This window comes from Aequorivita sp. 609, assembly GCF_014212065.1.
GTDB lineage: Bacteria > Bacteroidota > Bacteroidia > Flavobacteriales > Flavobacteriaceae > Aequorivita > Aequorivita sinensis.
Genome location: NZ_JACJVM010000209.1, coordinates 1 through 6,318, shown reverse-complemented (window position 1 = coordinate 6,318; position 6,318 = coordinate 1). Strand labels below are relative to the sequence as shown.

Below are 6,318 nucleotides of genomic sequence, written 5' to 3'. Positions count from 1 at the left end.
CGATAAAGCGTACCGAGTTGTCTTGCGGGACCATGTCGTCCAAACAGCTAGTATATAAAGCGAGTTGTTGACGGTTTTCTCCTTGTTGATATTCCATACCTTAAGATACAAATAACCAAGGCAGCATCTGAAGAGAGTGCAATGAGTTTTCAACAAACTTATTAAGTTTTGAGACAGTCTGACGGTCTCGTATAACCGTCAGTTACGGGTTTTAAGTTGCTGTTTTTTGGTTAAGAACTGACGTTAGCAATTCCGAGTGGATTCGGACGTAGTCGAATCCGCCGTAATTGCGGTTATACATTGTTGTGCAACGTTTTTTATTTCTTTTTAAGGTCAAATCCTAAATTCAATTGTAACATTATTGGCCAAATATTTCCATTTCCATTTGTGTCGAAATAGTATTGAGGTCCGACGTCAAAAAGTAAGTGAAAATTTTTCCCATATTTTCTTTGAATTCCCCAAGTTGGCCCAATTGCGAAGTCAAAGTCAGATGTTCGGTTTACATTTTCAGCAATTGAATTCCCACGTGTTATAAACCTCAACGAAACGAAGTTTCCAGAATTATTTTCGGTCGTTCTATTTTTTCGATTCCGTTTGTTCAAATTGTAAAACCATTTTTCTTGAACATCTAAAAATGGACTGATTATGTAAATAAATCCACTGCCACCAAAAGTCAAGTCAGGATATCCTCCGCCATATCCAATTCCAAGTCCAGCCGAGAATGTTGAGTAAGTTCCAGTTGGTAATTCCAATTCAACTCCTGGATTTAAAAAATTCACTCTCCAGATTTTTTCCGTTGCAATTTTGTCGTTTTCTTGAGCGTAGGTTAATGTTACTAAAAGTCCAAATAGTAGAGTCAGTAAGTTTTTTTTCATTCGTTTTCGTTTTTTTGGTAAATGTTGCACAACGTCTCGTATAAAAACAGTGCGAGCGGGCGAGCGTGATTGTCCGCAGGACAATCGGGCGTTGCAAGCGAGCACGAACCTTCGATTTGAGACAGATTTAAGCATTGTTTTTATACATTGTTGTAACACGTCTATTTTTGAAAAATTAATGCTATTCCGATTATTACAAGCAGAATAGCAAATGCCCAAGAGTTAATCAGTCCTTTCCAACCTGCTGCACTATGGTCTTTCATTTTAAAGGATTCTTTTTTTGCAATCTTGTAAATCAGATAAGAAATTCCCAAAATCAGAAAAAGGCTTCCAACGTAAAATGGATATTCCGTTAGGTACTGGGTCAGTTTTTCTTTCATCTATGTAAACAGTGTTTTTATCATTCTCATCCGATGTGTTACAACGTTCAGGCTATGGTTTCGTTGCGGAAAATGTCCGAAGGACTTTTCCGCCGTAGCCGAAAGATAGCAAAGCTGCGGGAATTTTCGGCAGAAAACTCCGCCGCAATGAACTATAGCCGGTGTTGGCAAATCGTTTTTATTACCAGAATATTCCAAAAATCCTTTTTTCTTTAATCGCTTTTCTTTGTTTTAGCCATCCTAAAAGTGTAAATAATGGCGTAAAGAAAGGGAAGTAAAAATTTAAGTACATATTTGATATAAAATAGAATACTATGTCCAATATTATACCCCATATAATAAAAGCTTTAAAACTTGCCTTTGTAATAAAACTCTTATTAAATATTAAATAACTGCCCGCAGGATATATGTAGTTTTTGTATTGAGAAGCAGAAATGATTTTATCGATGGGATAGTTCATAGACTTTATTTCTCTAAAGTATTCTTGTAATTGAGAAATGAGTTTTTCACATTCAGGCTTATTCCAAATTTTTATCAATCCATTAGTAATATTTTGAACGGAATTGAAATGGACCTGCTTTTTAATTTGGTCAGATTCCGATTCGAAACGAAATATAAATTCCTCTAATTCATTTTCGAGTATTTCTTTATTGTTCAATTAATCTTTTTTTAATGTTTGCCAACGTTTATGTGTAAGAATAGTTGCGGTGGCAAGCACCTAAAATAGTAAACATTGACCGAGCCTGTGGAAATTCCGCAGGAATTTCCAAGTAGGCGAGAATCAAGCAATTATTTTTACACGGTGTTGGCAAATCGTGCTTAGTTATTTTCTATTAACGTTACAATTTCTTTAAATCTTGTTCTGAGAATTCGTTCCAAATCTTTAAGTTTTCTGTTATCCAGATTTAGTCCTATTCTCAATTGTTCTCCAGCAGAGTTCACTTTGATTAGGTTTTGGTTTAGCACTATGTTTATTTTTTCATTAGGCTTGAAAATCTCATCCGATTCTGAAGATTCGATATAGTAATAGTCGGCATCATAATCATCTTCTGGATAAGTTCTTTGAATCAACAAGTACTTTTCATCGCTATTCATAATCTCTTCCATAGATTTGAACTGGTCGTCCGCTGATCTTGAATCTGAAAATGTTATGGTACACCCAAACTCTTCATCTTGGATTGTCAGTTCTATGCATTGGAAATTAGTTTTCATTTATTGGATATAGTTGTTTTTGCATGTTTGCCAACGGTTTGCATATGGCCCGTAGCGTGTGCCTGCCGGAATTCAGCAGACGGGCACGGACGGTTGAAAATTCCGAAGGAATTTTCAAAACAGGCTCAGACCCAGCTATGGGCTATATGCGTTGTTGTAGTGCGTATTTTTTAGTTTCTATTGATTTTTCTTCTCTTCTTTTTCATATACCTTTCAAATTGTTTTCTTTCCTTTTTAATGAAGAATTCAAGATAGATATCGTCTTCTTCTGTTGGTTCTAAATTTTTAAATTCCCACGAAATTACCTTGTCACTTTCATCAAATTTATATCCCTTTGGCTCTATTTTTTCGATATTCTCTAATGGTACATCGTGAAGATTTAAAATTACTTTTGCATTTTCTATTTCCTCGTACCATCCTTTACCAGTATTCAATAGGTAGCTGAAATATCTGTATTTTCCACCGTAACCAAGTCCAATAGGCATTCGATAACTAACGGTTATTTCTTTCCTCTCATTTTCTTTGAAGTTGACATCCCATACGTACCACGGAAAAACTCCATTTCTGACTTTTTCATCGAATTGGGAATAAAGGCTAGAAGAATGAGCGGTGTTGTTGAAGTGTAATGTGGATAGTGAATCTATTATTGTAGTTACTTGCTTAAAGTCATCAGGATTCTTATAAATCTTACTTCCGTCTTTTCTTTCTTTAATGTTGTAGCTTGAATATATGCTGTCCTTTAAATTAATATACTCTCTTTCCATTTTTGAAATATTCATAAATTCTTGATAGAGTTCTTCTAGTTCTTCGGGTACTTTAATGTCGTTTGACGTTAATTTATTATTGTCTACTGTAATTTCAAATTTTGATTTGTCCGTTTCTTCGTAACCACCAATAGACCAGTATTGGAAATTCATCTCTGGGAAACCTATCTCCAAACTAGTTTCCTCTCCTTTGTTGAGCATTGAAAATTTACAATTAACTATAGAATAGCCGTCATAAATATCAACTTCAACGACTTCGGATTGCATTTGTATTTTGCATTCTTCCTTGGTGTAAATACCTTTAGCATCAATTGGGTTTGGCGCAATATCAAGGAATGTAAATCCTGAGGCAAGTATTAAGATTATTAATATTATCGTAATTCTCATTTTGTGGTTTATATGCACTACAACGTGTTCGTGTATGGTTAGTTGCGTGTTTCAGCAACTAATTTAGTAAACAAAAACGAACGCGAGAAAATTCCGAAGGAATTTTCCAAATAAGCACTTGCCAAAGCAATTAATTATACACGTTGTTACCTGCTGGCTTTTTTCCAATTCAGTTTATTTTATAAATCATTTCATAATCGTGTGCAGTCACAAACATTGTGTAATCACTCCATTTTTTCCCGCTTTCTTTAGCGTTTTTATATGTTTCTCTAAAAAGTTCTTGCAAACGTAAAATGACTAATAATTCCGCAACTTCATAAGCTTGTTCAATTTTCGGAATGTCGTGTTTTTGATTTTTATAAACGTCTTCATAAACTCTTTGAAGGTTTTCAAATCCTGTTATTGTCAAGTCCTTATTCGTACTATGCTCAAAATCCGCTAACCATTCATAATCTTCTTTTCCGATTTCGCTAAACGAAAACAAGTCTATAAACCATCTGTCATAATTTATTGTAAATCCGTTCATTTCGCAGTAAAAGGCTTTAAGCTTTTTTGCGAAACTAAAAGTGTATTTCAGTTTCACACTTGAATAGAAATTGGAAATAAATTCGCTTAATTCCGATTCTAAATGCAGAAGATTCATTCCAATCAGTTGGTGGAAGTCAGTTTGAGGAATCTTACTCAATTCCGATTCCGCTAATTGTATTGCAGAATCCAAATCATTCCGCTTTACATATTCGTTAAGTTTATCTTCTAAATCGAAGTTCATAGGTTTGTTCAGCTTGCAGGTAACGTTTGGTATAAGCGCAGTAGCGGGATTTGCGCACGAACCTTTCGATTTTTACTGTCTTTATTTTTATAAAATTACTTTTGGTCTAGTACTAACTCCGCTATTGCGTTTATACTCGTGTTATGTGCAGTCTTTAAGTATCAGTCTTTTATACATCGCACTGCTAATGCCCAATTACTTTCAAATGAGCGATAAATAGTGTTTTTCGTTGCAAACAATTCTCTAGTATATAGTAAATCAGTACCTGCACTTGTACTTGTCCAAAATGGAGCACTAAATCCTAAATTTTCAAAATTATTTTCTTCAATTACAGCTCCACCCGTTCTATATCCTCCTGGAAGCGTTTTAAATCCAAATGTATCTGTACCGCTTCCGTTTTGAAGCCAATCTGTGGAAGATTTGAGTTCTTTTCCAACATCAAAACCTCTATAAGTAACATTATCCCATTCACTATCCCCCACGGGAAATTGGCTATCCACAGTTCCCTCTAAAATTTTCCATTCTTCATCACTAGGTAAATGCCATCCATCTGGACTAACAATTAAAGCCTTTTCTCTATTGTATAGTTTTCCATATATTTCACCATTACCTTCATTATTTAAATAATCCCAACATCCTTCATCTATTTTAAAGTTTAAGTTTTGAGCCATCCAACATTGATTTCCAATTTGGATTGTTTGGTATATATTCCCGTCTCTTGGATCAAAAAATTCATTACCACAAGTAAATTGAGCACTGAGAATTACCTGTTTTTCTAAAGTGGTTGAAGATTCTTTGTCATCTATAGCAACAATTTCAAAATGATATGTTCCTTCGGTTTCTAATGATGTATCCCAAGTAAAATTATATGGTGCCGAATTTAGAGTTTCTACCACAGTATTGTTAATTAGTAATTTAGCGTTGGTAATAAACCCGTCACTGTCCGAAATATTGGTTTTTATTGTCAATGTTGGTCCAATAATAATTTCAGTTACATCTATTCGTGTAAGAAGTTCAATTATTGGAGATTCATTATTTACTTCGGATGTTGTATTATCATCACTACAAGAGGTAAATAATATTGTCAATACAATTGCAATTTTAAAATTAGCAAGTTTTAAGTTCTTCATTTTTTTTATTTTTGATTGCACATAACGTGTTTGTATAAGAATAGTTGCGGGTTTGCGTGCGAGGATTTTCCGAAGGAAAATCAGATGTAGCAAATACGCAATTACCTTTGTTTTAGCACTAAACCGCAATTATTTTTATACGGTGTTGTGCATAGTTTTTATTCTTCCGTCACAAATTTGAATGGCAGAAGAAATTTAACTTTCACTTTTTTATTATTTTCTAATTCCGCTGGTTTCCAGTCAGGAATTTTAGATATTACTTTGTAACAAGCAGTATCATAATCTTTTCTCAATCGTTCAATTATTTCTATATCAACTACTTTTCCAAGAGTGTCAACTACAAAAGTCGATTTGACTTTTCCATTTATGTATTCCGTAAATCCTTGATGAAACTTATAATTCCGCTGTATGAATTTAGTCAGCGAATCAAGTCCACCTGGAAATTCAGGCATTTTCTTTAAACTCGCAAAATTTATTTGTTCGTCATTTTCGTCTAAAAGTTGGTATTCCAAGTTCAGCGAATTTTGAGATTCCACTTTTTTAAATTCCGTTTGAGTGATTTTATTTTCAGATTCAGAATTGTTTTCCGTTTCCGTTTTTTCCGAATTCTTACAAGAAATCAAAAGTAAAAAGGTCAATATAATTCCTATTAATCTATTCAATTTGTCGGTTTTCTCAAATTATGCACAACGTTTCGTATATGATAAGTAGGCGATCACTAAGCCCTAAATTTTTGTCTAATCCTAAAGTTTGATACAAGCCAAAAATATTTCAATTAGTACTTTATCGCCTATTTTTCAT

At 33.9% G+C, this 6,318-nt stretch carries 8 protein-coding genes; all 8 read right to left on the bottom strand.

Annotated features, from left to right (window positions below):
• Positions 1-317 precede the first annotated feature (317 nt).
• The 8 genes from H4O20_RS13530 to H4O20_RS13495 all read right to left on the bottom strand — a co-directional run bounded on the left by H4O20_RS13530 (position 318) and on the right by H4O20_RS13495 (position 6,179).
• Entirely contained in the window at positions 318-875 is a 558-nt protein-coding gene (locus tag H4O20_RS13530) for a hypothetical protein (RefSeq protein ID WP_185099623.1), read from the bottom strand.
• A 161-nt stretch (positions 876-1,036) separates the two neighbouring features.
• Entirely contained in the window at positions 1,037-1,255 is a 219-nt protein-coding gene (locus tag H4O20_RS13525) for a hypothetical protein (RefSeq protein WP_139856571.1), read from the bottom strand.
• 181 nt (positions 1,256-1,436) lie between these two features.
• Positions 1,437-1,913 (bottom strand): hypothetical protein, encoded by a 477-nt coding sequence (locus H4O20_RS13520; RefSeq protein WP_185099622.1) that lies wholly within the window; start codon positions 1,911-1,913, stop codon positions 1,437-1,439.
• A gap of 161 nt (positions 1,914-2,074) precedes the next feature.
• Entirely contained in the window at positions 2,075-2,467 is a 393-nt protein-coding gene (locus H4O20_RS13515) for a hypothetical protein (protein WP_139856843.1), read from the bottom strand.
• A 170-nt stretch (positions 2,468-2,637) separates the two neighbouring features.
• Complete coding sequence (locus H4O20_RS13510; protein ID WP_185099621.1) at positions 2,638-3,618, bottom strand: hypothetical protein; 981 nt, start codon at positions 3,616-3,618, stop codon at positions 2,638-2,640.
• Between the two features lie 169 nt (positions 3,619-3,787).
• Positions 3,788-4,387 carry a hypothetical protein gene (locus H4O20_RS13505; protein ID WP_185099620.1) on the bottom strand — a complete coding sequence of 200 codons (600 nt, stop codon included), beginning with the start codon at positions 4,385-4,387 and terminating at the stop codon, positions 3,788-3,790.
• A 161-nt stretch (positions 4,388-4,548) separates the two neighbouring features.
• Positions 4,549-5,517 (bottom strand): FISUMP domain-containing protein, encoded by a 969-nt coding sequence (locus H4O20_RS13500; protein ID WP_185099619.1) that lies wholly within the window; start codon positions 5,515-5,517, stop codon positions 4,549-4,551.
• A 158-nt stretch (positions 5,518-5,675) separates the two neighbouring features.
• Entirely contained in the window at positions 5,676-6,179 is a 504-nt protein-coding gene (locus tag H4O20_RS13495) for an energy transducer TonB (RefSeq protein WP_185099618.1), read from the bottom strand.
• Positions 6,180-6,318 lie beyond the last annotated feature (139 nt).

Excerpts from the sequence above, each read along its gene's own strand:
- H4O20_RS13530 (WP_185099623.1), bottom strand. The coding sequence starts at position 875 with ATGAAAAAAAACTTACTGACTCTACTATTTGGACTTTTAGTAACATTA.
- H4O20_RS13525 (WP_139856571.1), bottom strand. The coding sequence starts at position 1,255 with ATGAAAGAAAAACTGACCCAGTACCTAACGGAATATCCATTTTACGTT.
- H4O20_RS13515 (WP_139856843.1), bottom strand. The coding sequence starts at position 2,467 with ATGAAAACTAATTTCCAATGCATAGAACTGACAATCCAAGATGAAGAG.
- H4O20_RS13510 (WP_185099621.1), bottom strand. The coding sequence starts at position 3,618 with ATGAGAATTACGATAATATTAATAATCTTAATACTTGCCTCAGGATTT.
- H4O20_RS13505 (WP_185099620.1), bottom strand. The coding sequence starts at position 4,387 with ATGAACTTCGATTTAGAAGATAAACTTAACGAATATGTAAAGCGGAAT.
- H4O20_RS13500 (WP_185099619.1), bottom strand. The coding sequence starts at position 5,517 with ATGAAGAACTTAAAACTTGCTAATTTTAAAATTGCAATTGTATTGACA.